Origin of the sequence: Apibacter sp. B3546, assembly GCF_009827885.1 — a bacterium.
Lineage (GTDB): Bacteria > Bacteroidota > Bacteroidia > Flavobacteriales > Weeksellaceae > Apibacter.
This window is the reverse complement of the sequence record NZ_WINW01000002.1, coordinates 541663-560114: the sequence shown is the minus strand read 5'-3', so window position 1 is coordinate 560114 and position 18452 is coordinate 541663. Positions and strand designations below refer to the sequence as shown.

Below are 18452 nucleotides of genomic sequence, written 5' to 3'. Positions count from 1 at the left end.
GATGAAGAATTAAATTGGTGAAGAATTTAATTTATGGAAGATGAAATAGTAATTATAATTAAAAATTATAGAATATAAATATTAAATCCATTCAAGATCAAATATTTCAGAAAAGTATTTTTTAATAACTTTTTTCACCTCATCCGGGTTTACGGATATACCCAATTCTTTTTCTAAAGAAGTAACATATTTGTTTTGTATACCGCAAGGAACTATATAGTCAAAATAGGAAAGGTTTGGGGATAGATTAAGAGCAAAACCGTGCATAGTGACCCATTGGGAGGCCTTTACGCCAATAGCACATATTTTTCTGGCCATAGGTTTATTTACATCAATCCATACGCCTGTTTCCCCGTTAGATCTTTCTCCTTTAATTCCATAAAAATTTATGGTTTTTATAATTACTTCTTCCAACAAGCGCATGTATTTGTGGATATCATTAAAAAAATTATCAAGATCAAATATAGGATATCCAACAATTTGTCCAGGACCATGATACGTAATATCTCCGCCTCGATTGGTTTTAATGAACTGAGCATTAATTTCTTGAAGTTTGATATTGCTGATAAGAAGATGGTCTAAATTACCATTTTTACCTAAGGTAAATATATGCGGATGAGAAACAAATAAAAAATAATTGGGAGTAAGATTTATTTCATTAGTTATTGATTTTTTGTTTTTTAATTTGATTGAAACAATATATTGGAGTAATTTTTCTTGCAACTTCCAAGTTTTAAGATAATCAGCATGAAGTAAATCTTTATATATTACTTTTTTATTTTGGATTTTATTCATTAAGCTAAAATAATTGTATAAATATAAAAAAGATAATATTTATATATGTTATAAATGAAATATTAAGATTAATAACTTGTTAAAATATAGCAGGGGATTGGTATAAGAAAAAAAATTTTTAACATTAATGTAACATTATTATATGTAAAACCCTTTCAATAGAAACTATGAAAGGGTTCATTAACACTAAAAAACTTTATTAAAGAACAACTAATTATTGATGCAAATATACATCATTTTTCTTAAATACAAAATTATTTAATAGATTTAAGTAAAAATTGTTAATAAAACGTTTAAACTTGTTACTATAATGTTAAGGCTAAAGTTTGAGGTAAAAAAATAATTTGCGCTCATTTTATTTTCAAGAATTAATATATATTAATTTTTTATTCACATAAATCATTAAAAATGCAATTTCTTTACTAGTGCAAAATGAAATTTTTAAATTAATTTTGCTTTAAAAATTAGTGAAGATATAGATATAAATAATACAAATATGAGTTTAGAAATTAGTGATCAAACATTCAAAGATGAGGTATTAAGTTCCAAAGAACCGGTTTTGGTTGATTTTTGGGCTGAATGGTGTGGACCATGCAGAAGTTTAAAACCTATAGTTGATGAATTGTCTGAAGAATTTAAAGGAAAAGTAAAAGTTGCTAAAATTGATATTGATGCCAATCAGGAAGTTTCGGTAGAATATGGAATCAGAAATATTCCTACGCTTTTATTCTTTAAAAACGGACAAGTTGTTGACAAAGTAGTAGGGGTTCAGCCAAAAGAAAAGCTAGCAGAAAAAATGAATGCATTATTGGATTAATCCAATTAAATGATGAAAATAAAAATATCCTGAAATATTCAGGATATTTTTATTTATATAAAATGCTATTTAAAAAGTATAAATTAAATTTTACGCATACGTAAGCTCTTAGGAGTTATTTCAAGATATTCGTCATCTTTAATATATTCCATAGCTTCTTCTAATGAAAATTCAACTTTAGGGAAAATTTTAGCTGCTTGGTCAGATCCGGAAGCTCTCACGTTAGTTAACTTTTTACCTTTTATAAGATTAACTTCCAAATCATTATCACGACTATGTTCTCCGACTACTTGACCTTTATATATTTGATCTCCCGGTTCAACAAAAAATTTACCTCTATCCTGAAGTCGGTCGATTGCATAAGCCAAAGCCTGTCCCGTTTCAGATGAAATCATAGATCCGTTTTGTCTTTGCGGAATAATGTCTTTTACAGGTTCAAAATCTTTAAAACGATGATTAATAATGGCTTCTCCGGAAGTTGCTGTTAGAAGAAGGTTACGTAATCCGATAAGACCTCGAGAAGAAATATCAAATTCCAAATGTTGTAAATCACCTTTGGGTTCCATCACTTTTAATTCTCCTTTTCTTTGAGTAACCAATTCTATAGCTTTGCCGGATACAGCATCGGGAACATCTATTACTAAATGTTCATAGGGCTCATGCTTAACACCGTCAATCTCTTTAATAGTTACCTTTGGTCTACCTACTTGCAATTCATATCCTTCACGTCTCATAGTTTCGATAAGGACAGATAAGTGAAGAATACCTCTACCAAAAACATTGAACTTATCTTCGGAATCAGTTTCTTCCACACGAAGGGCTAAGTTGATTTCAGTTTCCTTCATTAATCGATCTCTAAGGTGTCTTGAAGTAACGTATTTTCCTTCTTTACCGAAAAACGGTGAAGTATTGATAGTAAACAACATACTCATCGTAGGCTCATCAACCGCAATACGAGGCAAAGCTTCCGGTTCGTTCAAGTCAGCAATGGTATCTCCAATTTCAAAATCATCGATACCGATTACAGCACATAAATCACCGCTTCTAACAGATTCAACAGGTTTTCTTCCTAAACCTTCAAAGACTTGTAATTCTTTTATGCGTATTTTTTTATTTTTACCGTCTTCCTGGCAAAGAGTATAATCTTTTCCGGAAATTAAATCTCCACGATACACACGACCTATGGCAATTTTTCCCACAAAACTTGAGAAATCAAGAGAGGTAATTTGCATTTGAGGCGTTCCTTCTACATAAGGTGCTTCCGGTATTAATTCAATAATTTTATCTAATAAATATGTAATGTTATCAGTAGGTTGTTTATAATCTCCGGACATCCAACCTTGTTTAGAAGAACCGTATACCGTTTCAAAATCCAATTGTTCTTCAGTAGCGTCTAAATTAAACATCAATTCAAATACCTGATCATGTACATGTTCCGGTTGGCAGTTTTCTTTATCAACTTTATTGATTACTACGATGGGCTTCAATCCCAATTCAATCGCTTTACTAAGAACAAAGCGAGTTTGAGGCATTGGTCCCTCAAACGCATCCACAAGCAATAATACACCGTCAGCCATTTTAAGAACACGTTCAACCTCTCCTCCAAAATCCGCGTGTCCGGGAGTGTCAATGATATTAATTTTGACACCTTTATAGTTAACCGATACATTCTTGGATAAAATGGTTATTCCTCGTTCACGTTCCAGATCATTATTATCCAGAATCAAATCCCCGTCATTTTTTTCAACAACATTACAAGACTGAATAATTTTATCTACTAATGTTGTTTTTCCATGATCGACATGAGCAATAATTGCTATATTTCTAATTGATTGCATATATGATATTAAAATTCAGGTGCAAATGTAAGATATTATTGCTAAATATATGGTTTTGTGTTAGTAAATAAAAGCATAGTATTATTCATAATTTAAGGTTTTATTAATAGAAACTTAAAAACACTATTAAAATGAATAATTTAATTGTACTTTTGATTAGTATTTAAAAATAAGAAAATGAAAATATCTTATATCGTATTTTTTTTAGGTATTGCTTTAAGCATAAGTTCATGTAACAATTCTAAAAAATCAGAGAAGGACCCAAATACGACCCAATCTAAAGATAGTACTCCGGTGGTACAATCTACGTCATTAGATACGATAAGTTTATCTCCAATTAAAAAAGTACCGAAATTTGAAAATAAAGAGGTGGACAACTTTGTTCAGGAAACTAAATTATATTTTGAGCAAATAGCAGAAGCTACCCAAGCAGGTAATGATAGTAAAATTTTAGAATTGCAACTTAAAGCCAATGATATAGATGAAAATTACAAAAGGGTCTTAAAAAAATTAGATAACGAACAACAAAAAAATCTTAGAAATTGGTATATGCAATTAGTCGATGCCGCATCTAAATAATACCTTCTATTTTTTATCGTCTTTAAACGTATTAAAAAATAATGAAAGTAGTATTTTAAGTATAAAACAGATATTCATCATTATACATTATCTAAAATAAACTAAAATAGTTTTATCTTTATACGGATAAAACTATTTTTTATGCTAATTAAAACATATGGAAGTTCTGTCTATGGAGTCAATGCTCAATTAATAACTGTTGAAGTAAATGTAGATAAAGGAGTAGGGTATCAGTTAGTAGGTATGCCGGATATGGCAATAAAAGAAAGCGCACATCGAATTTCGGCAGCCTTAAAAAACTGTGGATATAAAATGCCGGGTAAAAAAATCACAGTAAACATGGCACCTGCAGATCTAAGGAAAGAAGGATCAGCTTATGATTTAACAATTGCTATGGGAATATTGGCGGCATCCGAGCAAATAAAAGGAGATCATCTCGATCAATATTTAATTATGGGCGAATTATCTTTAGATGGTTCTTTACAACCCATAAAAGGTGTTTTACCTATTGCAATACAAGCAAGAGAAGATGGTTTTAAAGGCTTTTTTCTTCCTAAACAAAACGCTAAAGAAGCCGCTATAGTTAATGATCTCGAAGTTTATGGAGTTGATAATATTAAAGAAGTCATTGATTTTTTTGATAAAAACATTCAATTAAATCCAACCATAATAAATACAAGAGAAGAGTTTTTTGAGAATAATAGTAAATTTCAATTTGATTTTTCAGAAGTCAAAGGTCAGGAAAATGTAAAAAGAGCTTTGGAAATTGCTGCTGCCGGAGGACACAATGTACTGTTAATCGGTCCGCCGGGAAGTGGAAAAACCATGTTGGCAAAAAGAATTCCTTCCATCTTACCTCCATTGACCTTATCGGAAGCACTAGAGACAACCAAAATACATTCCGTTGCCGGAAAATTAGGATCAGAATCTTCTTTAATGACAGTAAGACCTTATCGTAATCCTCATCATACCATATCGGGAGTAGCATTAGTTGGAGGAGGAAGCTATCCGCAACCCGGAGAAATTTCTCTTTCTCATAACGGCGTACTTTTTCTGGATGAACTGCCTGAATTTAATCGCCAAGTATTGGAAGTCATGAGACAACCTTTAGAAGACAGGATTGTTACTATTTCAAGAGCAAAATTTACGATCACCTATCCGGCCAGTTTTATGTTGATTGCTTCCATGAATCCTTCTCCTTCCGGATATTTTCCAAATGACCCTAAAAATACGAGCACTTTACAGGAAATGCAAAGATATATGAATAAAATATCCGGGCCGTTACTCGATCGAATCGATATTCATGTTGAAGTTTCACCCGTTCCTTTTGATGATTTGTCGGATAAAAGGAAAGGAGAGTCAAGTTCAGAAATAAGGGCAAGAGTGGTAGAAGCAAGGAAAATTCAAACTCAAAGATATAAAACAGCGGAAGGAATCCATTATAATGCTCAAATAGGTCCTAAACAATTAGATGAATTTTGTTTGTTGGACGACGTCTCCAAAAATTTACTAAAATCTGCCATTGAAAAATTGGGTTTATCTGCCCGAGCCTATGATCGAATCTTAAGAGTGGGTAGAACGATAGCAGATTTAGATAAATCTGAAGTTATCCAAGCTCACCATATTGGAGAAGCTATACAATATCGTAGTCTTGATCGGGAAGGATGGTGTAAATAAATGTAAATTTTTAAAAAATTATTATTAATTTGAACAAAGAAAATAATAATAAATTATGATAAGAAATGTTCAACTATCCGATGCATTAAGAATAGCTGAAATTTATAATTATTATATAGAAAATACGGTCATTACCTTTGAAGAAAAAAAAGTTAGTGCTCGGGAGATAGAAAACAGAATTCAAAAAATATCGGCAAAAGGTTATCCTTATATAGTATATGAAAAAGAAGGAATCATACTAGGATATGCGTATTTGAATACTTGGCGAGAACGTTCGGCTTATGATATAACATTAGAAAACAGTATTTACCTGGATTATAATCAAACCCATCAAGGAATAGGTAATGAATTGCTTACAGCCCTGATTGAAGAATCAAAAAAGATAGATATACATTCCATTATAGGAGTAATATCTTTACCGAATGAGCCCAGTAGAAAATTGCATCGGAAAACAGGATTTAATCTGATAGGAAATTTTAAAGAATCAGGAAAAAAATTTAATCAATTGATAGATGTTGAATTTTGGCAATTACTATTGGATTGAATAAATTAAAACTAAAATAAAAATCAAAATAAATTTAAAAACAATAAAAATGATACATCATATTGTAATGTGGAAGCTTAAAGAAAGCAATAAAAAAAATAACGCTTTAAAGATAAAAAATGATTTAGAAGCCTTAAAAGATCGAATTAAGGAGTTACAGTATATCCAAGTAAATACCAATATGGAGATTGCTCCACAGTCAAATTTTGATATACTTTTAGATTCCCGATTTAAAAATTTTGAAGATTTAACTCTATATGCAAATCATCCGGAACATCTTAAAGTGGTGGAGTTTATAAAAACAGTGGTTGAACAAAGAGTAGCTATCGATTACGAAATATAGTTACATAGTAATTGATTATTAAAAAGGATGTTTACTTACACTACACATCCTTTTTTTATTCTTGCTTTATGGATAATATAAATTTTAATGCCAATTTAACTTCAACAACTAAATAAAATATCCGATTATTCTTTCCCCTAATACGATCAATTTATGGGTAAAATGATGGATGGTGAAATGCGAATAATGTAATTTTTTAGAATATTTATATATAAAAATTACAAATTATTTATTAAATGACTCTTTTTTTTAGAATTTAAACAAAGATGATTAAATTTGCAGCCACTATTTAACAAATTAATTATTCATGAAATTACCGGCAATAGTTCAATTGCATATTATCGTATTTATTTGGGGATTTACCGGTGTAATTGGTAAGCTTATCTCTCTTAATGCTATACCTTTGGTATGGGGTAGGACCTTGGTTGCAGCTTTTATTTTATTTTGTTATTTATATTTTTCAAAAGGAAAAAATTTTAAAATTTCCAAAAAGCTGATGTTCCAACTTTTGGGGTGTGGAGTAATTGTAGGTACTCATTGGTCATTGTTTTATGGATCCATTAAAATATCCAACATTTCTATTGCCACTTCAACCCTATCAACAGGAACTTTATTTGTGGCTTTTTTAGAGCCCTTTTTTTTCAAACGAAAAATCAAAATTTCTGAAATAATTTTAAGTTTAGTTATTATAATATGTATACTTTTTATTTTTAATACAGAAATGAGTTATTGGAAAGGTATACTACTTGGAATCGGATGTGCATTCTTGTCGGCCTTGTTTTCTGTAGTAAACGGAATAATGCATTCAAAAGAAAGTCCAGAAATAATAACTTTCTATGAAATGGCAGGAGCTTTTGTAACCTTGACGGTTTTTATGTTTTTGTTCAATGATTGGGAAGCCATAGCTACCATAAAAGCTTGGGATATCCTATGGCTTTTAGTATTGGGCGGACTTTTAACCAGTTTTCCTTTAGTTATGACCATGAAGCTGATGAAACACATTACGCCTTTTACACTTATGCTTTCCATAAACCTAGAGCCTGTATATGCTATTTTAATAGCCTTTTTAATTTGGAAAGATTCAGAAAAAATGAGTCCAGTATTTTATATTTCAACTGCTGTCATGATTGCTGCCATTTGTTTTAACGGTTATTTAAAATCTAAAAATAAAAAGATCCAAAATCAATAAAGTTAGCATTTGCATTATTTTTGAGTTTACATAAGATTAATATTAGACATATGCGTACTGTCCCTAAAATTCTTATGATATTCAGACTCTTACTAGCTCCACTAAGCATTATTTTATCTTGTCACTATGGAGAACGATGTGTTCCTATGCTTATTTTAATATTATGCCTGGGGTTGACTTCCGATATATTGGATGGAATTATTGCCAGAAAATATCAGGTAGCAACTGAAAATTTAAGAAGAATGGATAGTTTTATAGATATTATATTTTGGTTATCTCTTGCAACTTCAACAGTAATAGTTCGACCCGGGATCATAGAAGCCAATTTGATATTTATTGTAGGTTTAGTAATATTAGAAGGAATAAATGCGCTAATTAGTTTCTTGCGATTCAGAAAAGAAGCAAGTACCCATGCGTATTCTTCAAAATTTTGGGGAATAACTTTATTTTTAGCACTTATATCAATACTGGGTTTTAATTACGGTGGATTCTTTTTATATCTGACTATAATTGTGGGATATATTTCCTATGTTGATGTTTTGCTTATACTTATATTATTACCTCATTGGATGCATGATATACCGAGTTTTTTTCATGCTTATTTAATTAGAAAAAAAATTAATTTAAAGAAGAGTACATTAGGTTCAGTTACTAATTAAATACTTTAGAAAGTTTAAATAAAATAGTTCATACCAATCGGAAACAACTTATTTAAAAAAATTTAAAATTTTAATTTTAAATGTTGAAAGATTACAAAAAAGACCTAATTATAGCGCTATATTCCTTACCGGGTATATTAATAATCTATTGTTTCGGATTTATCTTCAATAATATCATTTTTGCAAGTATAGCTGCAGGAGGTGCTGTGACGGCGGGATATGGAGCAAATAAAAAAATATTAAAATATCCTTTCGCGCCCATGATCATAGCCGTTCTAGGAATGAGTATATGTGCTGCATTGGGTTCATTAATAGGACATTTCTATTTTTGGTATATAATCTGTTGTGTATTATTAGCCTGTTTAGCAACCTGTGTGGGAACTATCGATCAAAATGCTTGGTGGATTGTTTTACAATGGTCTATTGCTTTTTTTCTAGGAGGCTATTATGTGGGAGATATCTATGCCGCTCTGCATAGAGGTGTTTTAATTCTTGCAGGAGGTTTATTTCAATCTATTTGTATTATTTTTCTCATTGAAAAATCATCATTTGAAAGAAATATCAGTAACCCTGAGGAGCTTCTGATCATTTTTAAAAACATATATGAAGATATTGATAAAAAAATACGCTTCCATATGACCATCATCTATACCGCATTAACCATATTAGTTTGCTTTTTCTTCATTACTGTTTTCGATGTCAAATATTATTACTGGGCTGTTATGACTGCCTTAGTTATTTTGAAACCTGATTTTATTGATACCCTGAAAAAAGCAAGTATAAGGTTGATGGGAACACTTCTGGGTATTGTCATAGCTACTTTTTTAATATGGTGGTTTCCATCAAGATATATCATGGCATTGGAAATTCTGATATCTTTATATGTATGCTATGTATTTGCCAACCACAGATATGCAATTTTGTCAACCTTTTTAACCATTACAACCGTATTAATGTTTGCAATTAATGGGTCATCGGGTAATGAAATAGCTATGGACAGATTAATTGCCACCTCGATTGGAGGAGTATCTGCCATATTAATTATGAGTTTAAGTTTATTGCATATTCGATTTTTAAAAAGTAAAAACTAATACTGATCTTTTAGAATTAGTGGTTTTTATTATTTTTTAAAACTTCTTCAAAATGATTTTCAGCCCAAGTGATCATCATCTGAATGGAGGGCATTAAACTGATACCTGTTTCCGTAAGACTATATTCAACTCGAGGCGGGATTTCAGCATAGGCTTTTCTTTTAATTAAATTATATTTTTCCAAATTTTTTAGCGTGTTGGTAAGCATCTTTTGAGAAATATCAGGAAGTTCATTTTTTATTTCTCCGTAACGCATCGTTTTGCCGGAATATAAAACAGCTAATAATAATAAAGACCATTTATCGCTAAATCGGCTTAATATATTTCTTATCGGACAGATGGGATATTTTAAATCGAGTTTATGAGCTTTCATTTTTCTATCAAATATACATATTACTCTCCAATAGAATACAACTATAAATAATAAAGTAATAATTTATAGTTAAATAAATGTTAAAATTAAACATATAATTAGTTGATAATCAATAATTCTAACTTTAGCGGTTCGTTACGATCCTGCTTGTGAACATAAGTTGTTCGGGCTAAATTCGAATCATAAACTTATTTAAATATATATAAAAATGAAAATATCAATACTAGGAACAGGAAATGTTGCACAAGCGTTAATTAACGGATTAATTAATGAAAAGTATAATGTGGTAGTTGGTTCAAGAAATTTCGAAAAAGGAAGTGAAAATATAGAAAAACTAAAACAAGTTAATAAAACCCTATCCATTGTTTCCTACCAAGAGGCTGTAGCATTAAGTGAAATTATACTTCTTTCAATTCCCGGATTTGCGCTTATAGAAACCATAAAGAATATTGGAATTAAAAATTTTGAAGGTAAAATACTTTGGGATATTACAAATGCATTTTCATCGGAAGCTCCGACTAATGGAGTAATAAAATTAATTTCATCTCCGGAAGAATCTCTGTCAGAAAGTGTACAAAAGCTTTTGCCATTATCGCATGTTGTTAAAGGAATGAATACCATAGGTGCGCATCTTATGTATCAGCCCTCACTGAAAGAAAACGGTACCGCATTTATTGCCGGAAATAATGAAGAGGTTAAAAATACAATTTCTACAATAATTAAATCTTTAGGTTGGAATATCTATGATGCTGGTAAACTAGAATCTTCACGAGCATTAGAGTATATGGGACAATTATATGTAGCTCAAGGTATTTTATATAATAAATGGAATTCGACTTTTAAGTATATAGATTAAATTTTATCATGTAATAAAAACATATATAAATTAAGTAAATTGAAATTCGATGAAAATAAATATTATTAAAAATGCATATTTTCTACTTTTTGTTTTGATTATAAACATTTCTGAAATAAAAGCACAAAAAGTTATAGATTTAACAACGCCCCATTTGAAAGCGATAAATACATTTATGACATTTGAAAAAATGGATGGCGATAAAGTAGTAAGAGTCATTAAGGATGCATCAATCAAGAAATTTGATGAACCTACTTATGTACGAATCAATAATGTAAATTTTGCCAATGGGATCATAGAAGTAAAAGTGTTAAGTCGAATTTTGGATGATGCTCCGAATTTTGCCCGAGGTTTTATTGGTATAGCCTTTCATATAAATGATTCAAACTCTAAGTTTGAAAGTATATATGTTCGCCCTTTAAACGGAAGATCCGAGAATCAAGAACACAGAAACAGGACCATACAATATTTTTCTTATCCGAATTATAAGTATCAACGATTAAGAAATGAATTTCAAAATAAATACGAGTCCTATGCAGATATGGCACTAAACGAATGGATACAATTAAGAATTGAAGTTCAAGGGCAAAAAGCTCAATTATATATAAATGATAATAAACAACCCTCACTCATCGTAAATGATTTAAAATTAGGAGGAAATGCGACAGGAGCTATCGGACTCTTTGTTGATGTAGGTACTGAAGGATATTTTAAAGATCTGAAAGTTTATCTACAATAATAAAACCTAAAATAAAATTCCGACTTTAAAATAGAGTCGGAATTTTTATTAATTCAACCTGAAATCTAAATACAGATCGTTTCTTAATACATCTAAAATTTGTTTATTTATATTTACTCTTCGGTTCATTGATTGTGATTCTAAATATACATTGTTCTTTTTATCGATAATTTCAAAGTGTATATCTTTTGAACCTGCATTTTCATCACATACTTTATTTAAAGTAGTAATGGTATTTTCATCTAAATTTTCCAAGTTTATCTTAATGGTTAATTTTTTAGCATGTTTTCCGATCACATCGCTAAGTTCTTCGATATTCAGCACGTTTATATATACAAAGCCGTTATCTTTAATCATTCCTACCGTGATTTTTACTAAAACAAATAAATTAGGAATAAGATATTTTTGTAAATCCAGATAATTCTTTTTAAGCTTAAGAGAAATAGTACCTGTTTTATCTTCCAAATCAAAATAGGCGATTCTTGTTCTGCCATCGTTTATTTCCTTGTGCTCAAAACGTGAGATCATACCGGCAATATACACTTCCTTATTAATATAATTTTCTTTATTTTCATTAATTTCGGAAATATCAACAGGTTTAATCAACGCAATTTCGTATTTGTAATTATCCATTGGATGAGCAGATATATAGATACCTACTACTTCTTTTTCTCTACCCAATTTATACATGGTACTCCATTCTTCCGTTTCAGGAATTACCGGTTTCATAACATCAAATCCTTCATCCCCCAAGTCTCCAAATAAAGAATTTTGAGCAGAATTCTTATTATCCTGATAGGCAATCCCGTATCTTACCAGCTTTTCAATAGTGCTGGTACCATTTTCTTCTTTAAAAAATTGAGCACGATTATTATTGGCTAATCCATCAAAAGCCCCTGCCAATACTAAATTTTCCAGAACTTTTTTATTTATATTTTTTAAATCTGTCCTTTCAAAAAATTCAAACAGATTTTTATATTTTCCCTTAGTTTGTCTTTCACTTACTACAGCTTCAACAGCATTTTCACCGATTCCCTTAATAGCTCCCATTCCAAAACGGATAGCACCTTTTTCATTTACAGTGAATTCATAATCACTTTCATTAACATCAGGTCCGAGCACTTCCAATCCCATATTTTTACATTCTTCCATAAAGAAACTCAAAGTGGTAAGATTGTTAAGGTTATTGCTGAGCAATGCGGCCATAAATTCTGCAGGAAAATGAGCTTTTAAATAAGCGGTTTGAAAGGCAATAAATGCATAACAAGTGGAGTGAGATTTGTTAAAAGCATATTGTGCAAAAGCTTTCCAGTCTTCCCATATTTTTTTTAATTTATCTTCTGGATGACCTCTTTCGATAGCTCCCTCAAGAAAACGAGCTTCCATTTTATTTAAGACTTGAATTTGCTTCTTACCCATAGCTTTTCTTAGCACGTCCGCATCACCTTTGCTAAATCCGGCTAATTTTTGAGAAAGAAGCATTACTTGTTCTTGATAAACAGTAATACCGTAAGTATCTGCAAGATACTCTTTCATATCTTCTAAATCGTAAGAAATTTCTTCCTTTCCATGTTTACGATTGATAAAGTTGGGAATATATTGTAAAGGTCCGGGACGATACAAGGCATTCATGGCAATCAAGTCCTCAAACTTATCGGGTTGCAATGCTTTGAGGTGCTTTTGCATTCCGGGGGACTCGTATTGGAAGATCCCTACTGTATTTCCATTTTTGAATATCTCATAGGTTTTATCATCATCCAAAGGAAAATCATCGGGATTTAAAACTTCACCCGTCCTTTTTCTAATAATTTCAATGGTATCGGCAATAATCGTCAAGGTACGTAAACCTAGAAAATCCATTTTTAACAATCCGGCACTTTCTACCACGGAGTTGTCAAATTGTGATACCAACAAAGAGGAATCTTTGGCAACGGCAACCGGTATTAAATTAGTAATATCTTCCGGAGTAATAATTACTCCACACGCATGAACTCCCGTGTTCCGTAAACTACCTTCCAATTGATAAGCATTTTGTATTACCCGCCCTTCCAGGTCATATTCATTAAATTTTTGTTTTAGTTGAAGTACAGGAACAGACTCCTCTTTACCAAAATCTTTAATTAACTCACTTTCTGTTTTATTTTTTAGCTTGGTTAAATTTAAGGTAGAGGGTAGGTTTTTTGATAAGCGGTCTGTATCGCTTAAGGGCAATTCAAGCACTCTTCCTGCATCCCTTATCGCGGAACGTCCGGCTAACGTACCATAAGTAATTATTTGAGCAACCTGATTTTCTCCGTATTTATCTACCACCCATTGAATGATTTTTTCACGTCCTCTATCGTCAAAATCGATGTCTATATCGGGTAAGGATACCCGATCCGGATTTAAGAAACGCTCAAAAAGTAAATCGTATTTAATAGGATCTATATTAGTAATCCCTATGCAATATGCAACGGCTGATCCGGCTGCAGAACCTCGACCCGGACCAACAGATACGCCCATTTTACGCGCTTGAGAGGTGAAATCCTGTACAATGAGAAAATAGCCGGGATATCCCGTTTTGGCTATGGTTTCCAACTCAAATTGTAAACGATCTTTAGTATCTTCGGATAATTGGTCACCATATCTTTTTTTAGCACCTTCCCACGTAAGATATGCTAAGTAGGCATTTTCTCCTCGCTTACCTCCGTCCACTTCATCTTGAGGGTCTTTAAATTCATCAGGTATATCAAATTTAGGAAGTAAAACATCTCGGGTTAATTGATAAGGTTCAAATTTTTTGATAAAGTCTTCAAAATTTTCAATTGCTTCCGGTATGTCTGCAAACAATTGAGCCATTTCTGTTTGAGATTTAAAATTATATTCATCATTAGGAAGACCGTATCTTCTTCCAAAACCTCTGCCCTTAGGGGTAGATTGCTTTTCTCCGTCTTTAATACATAAAAGGATATCCTGGGTTTCTGCTTCTTTTTTACTAATATAAAATGTATCGTTTTGAGCTAAAACCTTGACTCCGTATTTTTTGGCAAATTTTATTAAAACTTTGTTGAGGTGTTCCTCTTCATCTAAATGGTGTCTTAATAACTCTACATAAAAATCATCACCAAATAATCCATGCCAATAGATAAAGGCCTCTTCTGCCTGCTTTTCTCCCACATTTAAAATTAGACTGGGAATTTCTGAAGATAAACTTCCGGTAGTTGCAATTAAATTTTCTTTATATTGTTCAATAAGTTCTTTTCCAATTCTGGGATAGCCTGCATACAAACCTAGTTTATATCCTAATGTTGATAATTTAGAAAGATTTTTAAATCCTTCATGATTTTTAGCAAGTAATATCTGAGTATATCTACGATCCGGATTATCTTTTGTAAACTTATTTTGTAAATAAGTTTCAGATATATACAGTTCACAACCTATAATTGGTAAAATCTCATTTTTTAAAGGTTCAGAACCATTGCCTTCTAAAATTTTAGTATTATGATCTTTAATATATCCATTAGCTTTTTTTATTTCATTGAGAAAAGCAAATGCACCCATCAAGTTGCCCGTATCCGTTACACCTAAAGCGGGCATGTTATATTCTAAGGTTTTTTTTATTAAATCAGAATGTTTACTGGTAGAAGTAAGTATTGAATAAACCGAATGATTGTGAAAATGGAAAAAAAATGAATAATTTATTTCATCTACAGATTTTTTTGTACTTTCTGTTTTCCCTTTTAGTTGCTTATTAAAATCTTTGACCTGTTCACGAATAACAATATCAAAAGGTTGAAAAGGTTCAGAATGAGTTTCAACAAAAGCATTTAATTCTTCTTCTGTAAAATTCAGCTTATTTGCACTTATTTGGTTTCGTCTAACCAACTCCCAAAATGCCTGAGCAGTAGCATTAACGTCTGCCGCAGCATTGTGTGCCTCATCAAAACCATGCCCAAATAATTTTTCATATAATTCGGAAAGTTTAGGAAATTTAAATCCACCTCCCATACCTCCGGGCAAAGCACAAAAATTAGTTCCCTCACGGGCTGTATCTATTAACGGAAGATCCGCAATATGGTTTTCAATTGATTTTCGATAAAATTCAGCTCCAACAATCGGGATGTCGAATGCTATATTTTGTCCGACTAAAATCGGATTATCTGCCAGTACCGCATTAAATTGATCCAATACGGTTTTAAGATCATGACCTTCCGCTAATGCTTTTTCGGTACTTATACCGTGAATTTTTTGAGCATTGAAAGGTATGTCGTATCCTTCGGGTTTAATTATATAGTCATAGTTTTCAATTAAATCACCATTTTCATCATGTAACTGCCAGGCAATTTGAACCATTCTAGGCCAATTGTCTGAATCGGAAACAGGTGCATTTGCATTGGCAGGAAGACCTGTGGTTTCAGTATCAAAAACTAGGAATTTCATAGTACAAAGTTAGGGATTTCTTTATGAATGTAACTTTTAAATTTTAAGTTCCTTCTATATTTCATTTCTTAAAAATAACTTTGAAAGATATTGGAATTGAATAAAATAGAGTGAATTTTTACATTAAAAAAATTACAGGGTAAAGAAAGATTAGTTTCTATTTAAACAGAATCTAAAATATAATTTAACAGCCTGAAATTTTACATGTATTACATATAAAATATTTATAAGCAAATCATTTATTAGGTCTAATTTTTGATTTTTTATTTTACTAAAACAATAAAAAAACATAGTGTATGGAAAATATTATTGAAAAACTTCAAAAAGAAGTAGGTCTCAGTGAAGATCAAGCGGTGAAATCTTTAAATGTAATAAAAGAATATATGGATAAAGAAGATTTACATGTTGATTGGGAAAAATTCTTTAAAGGGAAATACGAACATTTTAAAGATTCAGTATCTAATTTTTTTAGTAAAATATCCAATAAGGCAGAAGATTGGGGTGATAAAATAGGAGATAAGGTAGAGGATTTAACCACAGATGCGAAACGAAAAATTAGAGATGCATCTAAAAAAGAATAGATTAAGTTTTTAACTTATATAAATTTGTGCAAGAAGCTTATCAATTAAGCTTCTTTTTTTATTTAAAAAAATCATTTTTTAATTTAGAAATTGATATTTCAGCTATAAAAATAAGATAGATTTTTAATGAATTAATTTAATTAGGACTGAAATTGAAATCTAGTTTAAAAACCTATTATTTGTTTTAAATTCATGATAAAAAATTACTAATGTTTTTAATATAAAAATAGTTGATAAACCATAAAATATGTATTTTTGTATCTCGTCTATAATAGGATAAAAATGTTAGTATTAAAATTTGGAGGCACCAGCGTAGGAAGTGCAGAACGTATAAAAAATTTAGCTGAATTAACTAAAGGTCAAAAACCGAAGATTGTTGTTTTGTCTGCCATGAGTGGAACAACTAATGCCTTAGTAGAAATATCTCAAGCTCTGTATGAAAAAAATACATCTAAGGCAAAAGAATTAATACAATCTTTAGAAGACAAATACAGAAAGGAAATAAAAGACTTATACAATAATGAAACCATTGCCAAGAAAGGGAACGAACTTTTGGATTATTATTTCAATTATATAGCATCATTCTTGGATTTTCCTATATTTACTTCCAAGGAAGAAAAAATAATTTTGGCTCAAGGTGAACTTTTGAGTACTCATATGTTCCATTTTTACATGAGTGAAATCGGAGAAAAAACGATATTGCTTCCGGCATTAGAGTTTATGAGAATAAACAAAGACGGTGAACCGGATTTTCCCTATATAGAAGAACGTATTAAAGAAGAAATTAAAAAGTATCCTGATATAGATTTTTTTATTACTCAAGGATATATTTGTAAAAATGCTCAAGGAGACATAGACAATTTGCAAAGAGGGGGAAGTGATTATACAGCTTGTATAATTGGCGCCGTAATTGATGCTGAAGAAATACAAATATGGACCGATATCGACGGGATGCATAATAACGATCCTAGATTTGTTAATAAAACTCATCCCATAAATGAATTAAGTTTTGATGAAGCTGCAGAATTAGCCTATTTCGGAGCAAAGATTTTACATCCAACCTGTATTCTACCTGCACAGAAAAGAGGAATACCCGTAGCTTTAAAAAATACAATGCAACCTGAAGCTAAAGGTACTTTAATAGGAAATATTAATACTCCGGAAGGAATTCGTGCCGTAGCAGCAAAGGATGGTATTTATGCCATAACCATAAAAAGTGGTAGAATGCTATTGGCGTATGGATTTCTAAAGACAATTTTTGAAATTTTCGATAAATATAAAACCTCTATAGATATGATAACCACTTCAGAGGTTGCTGTATCTTTAACCATTGACAATCCTTCTAATTTAGAATATATAATAAAGGAATTAAGAGAAATAGCCAATGTTGAATATGAAAAAGATCAAACCATTATTGCCATTGTAGGAAATATTGCAAAAAATGAATCAGGTTATGCTGTTAAAATTTTGGAAGCTCTTAAAAATATTCCTCTGCATATGATATCTTATGGAGGAAGTGAGCATAATATATCTGTAGTAATTGACAGCAAAAGTAAAAAAGAAGCATTACAAGCTTTGAATACAACTCTTTTTGGAGATTAAAGATATAAGATAATTTAGTTAAATTTAATTAATAAATATATCATTACTCAAAATACCTTTAAGTTAATTACTTAAAGGTATTTTTTATATCGTAATTATACTATATAATCTAAATTGTAAATGCAATTTTATCGATGTAATGATTCTAATTGATTTTAGAAAATAGATAACATGTAACATAATTATATTTTTTCAATATTAGAATCTATCACTACTAATTGTTACTTTAAAAATACCAACTAAAAATAAGTGCAAGTAATATAAAATTTATCCTAAAAAAACATTAAATAAACTTGAAAATATGAAATAAAATAAAGGGAATGAATTTTACCGTTACGGTACTGTAAGAA

Annotated in this window: 16 protein-coding genes; 12 read left to right on the top strand and 4 right to left on the bottom strand. The window is 30.7% G+C overall.

Features of this window, described 5'->3' with window-relative positions; translation table 11 throughout:
* Window positions 1–81 precede the first annotated feature (81 nt).
* A complete protein-coding gene (gene lipB / locus GFU93_RS02510; RefSeq protein WP_160564151.1) occupies window positions 82–795 on the bottom strand; it encodes a lipoyl(octanoyl) transferase LipB in 714 nt (237 codons plus the stop codon).
* Window positions 796–1291: 496 nt separating this feature from the next.
* Between lipB and trxA the strand changes: the two genes are divergently transcribed.
* Window positions 1292–1612 (top strand): thioredoxin, encoded by a 321-nt coding sequence (gene trxA / locus GFU93_RS02505; protein WP_105298011.1) that lies wholly within the window; start codon window positions 1292–1294, stop codon window positions 1610–1612.
* An 83-nt stretch (window positions 1613–1695) separates the two neighbouring features.
* Here the strand turns inward: trxA and typA are convergent, their stop codons facing one another.
* On the bottom strand, window positions 1696–3450 hold the full coding sequence (gene typA / locus GFU93_RS02500; protein WP_160557163.1) for a translational GTPase TypA: 1755 nt from the start codon (window positions 3448–3450) through the stop codon (window positions 1696–1698).
* Window positions 3451–3627: 177 nt separating this feature from the next.
* On the opposite strand from typA, the gene GFU93_RS02495 reads away from it, so the two are divergent.
* From GFU93_RS02495 to GFU93_RS02465, 7 genes are all read left to right on the top strand, one after another.
* On the top strand, window positions 3628–4029 hold the full coding sequence (locus GFU93_RS02495) for a hypothetical protein (protein WP_160566935.1): 402 nt from the start codon (window positions 3628–3630) through the stop codon (window positions 4027–4029).
* Window positions 4030–4170: 141 nt separating this feature from the next.
* Window positions 4171–5706 (top strand): YifB family Mg chelatase-like AAA ATPase, encoded by a 1536-nt coding sequence (locus tag GFU93_RS02490; protein WP_160566932.1) that lies wholly within the window; start codon window positions 4171–4173, stop codon window positions 5704–5706.
* A gap of 55 nt (window positions 5707–5761) precedes the next feature.
* The gene (locus GFU93_RS02485) at window positions 5762–6250 is read left to right on the top strand and encodes a GNAT family N-acetyltransferase (protein ID WP_160557165.1); all 489 of its coding nucleotides are present in this window, start codon (window positions 5762–5764) and stop codon (window positions 6248–6250) included.
* A gap of 49 nt (window positions 6251–6299) precedes the next feature.
* Complete coding sequence (locus tag GFU93_RS02480) at window positions 6300–6593, top strand: Dabb family protein (protein ID WP_160566929.1); 294 nt, start codon at window positions 6300–6302, stop codon at window positions 6591–6593.
* Window positions 6594–6900: 307 nt separating this feature from the next.
* On the top strand, window positions 6901–7782 hold the full coding sequence (locus GFU93_RS02475; protein ID WP_105298005.1) for a DMT family transporter: 882 nt from the start codon (window positions 6901–6903) through the stop codon (window positions 7780–7782).
* 50 nt (window positions 7783–7832) lie between these two features.
* The gene (locus tag GFU93_RS02470; protein WP_160566925.1) at window positions 7833–8441 is read left to right on the top strand and encodes a CDP-alcohol phosphatidyltransferase family protein; all 609 of its coding nucleotides are present in this window, start codon (window positions 7833–7835) and stop codon (window positions 8439–8441) included.
* An 80-nt stretch (window positions 8442–8521) separates the two neighbouring features.
* Window positions 8522–9532, top strand: coding sequence for an FUSC family protein (locus GFU93_RS02465; RefSeq protein WP_160566923.1), 1011 nt, complete (start codon window positions 8522–8524; stop codon window positions 9530–9532).
* Window positions 9533–9548: 16 nt separating this feature from the next.
* Here GFU93_RS02465 and GFU93_RS02460 read toward each other — a convergent pair whose 3' ends face one another.
* Complete coding sequence (locus tag GFU93_RS02460; RefSeq protein WP_160557169.1) at window positions 9549–9905, bottom strand: helix-turn-helix domain-containing protein; 357 nt, start codon at window positions 9903–9905, stop codon at window positions 9549–9551.
* Window positions 9906–10113: 208 nt separating this feature from the next.
* Here GFU93_RS02460 and GFU93_RS02455 point away from each other — a divergent pair, with 208 nt between their 5' ends.
* Both GFU93_RS02455 and GFU93_RS02450 read left to right on the top strand, forming a co-directional pair.
* The gene (locus GFU93_RS02455; RefSeq protein WP_160566920.1) at window positions 10114–10761 is read left to right on the top strand and encodes an NADPH-dependent F420 reductase; all 648 of its coding nucleotides are present in this window, start codon (window positions 10114–10116) and stop codon (window positions 10759–10761) included.
* A gap of 49 nt (window positions 10762–10810) precedes the next feature.
* On the top strand, window positions 10811–11500 hold the full coding sequence (locus GFU93_RS02450; protein ID WP_221411314.1) for a family 16 glycoside hydrolase: 690 nt from the start codon (window positions 10811–10813) through the stop codon (window positions 11498–11500).
* Window positions 11501–11548: 48 nt separating this feature from the next.
* Here GFU93_RS02450 and dnaE read toward each other — a convergent pair whose 3' ends face one another.
* On the bottom strand, window positions 11549–15919 hold the full coding sequence (gene dnaE / locus GFU93_RS02445) for a DNA polymerase III subunit alpha (RefSeq protein WP_160566917.1): 4371 nt from the start codon (window positions 15917–15919) through the stop codon (window positions 11549–11551).
* A gap of 296 nt (window positions 15920–16215) precedes the next feature.
* On the opposite strand from dnaE, the gene GFU93_RS02440 reads away from it, so the two are divergent.
* Together GFU93_RS02440 and GFU93_RS02435 are read left to right on the top strand one after the other, a co-directional pair.
* The gene (locus GFU93_RS02440) at window positions 16216–16500 is read left to right on the top strand and encodes a hypothetical protein (RefSeq protein ID WP_160541966.1); all 285 of its coding nucleotides are present in this window, start codon (window positions 16216–16218) and stop codon (window positions 16498–16500) included.
* 282 nt (window positions 16501–16782) lie between these two features.
* Entirely contained in the window at window positions 16783–18102 is a 1320-nt protein-coding gene (locus tag GFU93_RS02435; RefSeq protein WP_160566914.1) for an aspartate kinase, read from the top strand.
* Window positions 18103–18452 lie beyond the last annotated feature (350 nt).